This is a genomic window from Vibrio sp. 1288 (assembly GCF_033344475.1).
Map to the genome: position 1 here is coordinate 1 of NZ_JAWPOX010001134.1, position 516 is coordinate 516.

Annotated in this window: 1 protein-coding gene; it reads right to left on the reverse strand. The window is 49.2% G+C overall.

Going from position 1 to position 516, the window contains the following annotated elements; genetic code table 11:
* On the reverse strand, window positions 1–516 hold a 516-nt coding region (locus R8O11_RS31300; protein ID WP_318195402.1), incomplete at both ends, for a VWA domain-containing protein.

Below are 516 nucleotides of genomic sequence, written 5' to 3' on the forward strand. Positions count from 1 at the left end.
AGCACCTACGCCGACGGTATAAATAGTGGCATTGTATTTCTTCGCAATCTCAGCCGCTTCGATTGGATCTAACACACCAGCGGTGTTACTGCCGTCACTGAGCAAAATCATCACGCGCTGGGGCGCATCGCTATCGACAAAGGTTTTTGTTCCTAAGCCGATACCATCGCCAATTGCGGTTCGTTGACCAACTAGGCCAATTACGGTTTGCTTGATTTGTTGGATAACGGTTTGTCGGTCAGCCGTCAGTGGCGTTTGTAAGTACGCGTGGTCACCAAATAGAACTACTCCAAGCCGATCGCCCTTTCGCTTCGCGACAAAATCTGATAGGACTTTTTTCACGGCAGAGAGTCGGTCGATGTACTCGCCATCGAAGTTCATGTCCTCATTTTGCATGGAACCTGAAAGGTCAACCACCAGCATTAAGTCTCGGTACTTAGGTTGAAACTCGACAGGTTCACCAAACCAAACTGGTCTCGCACAAGCGATGACCAATAGCGTCCAAATGGCTACCGA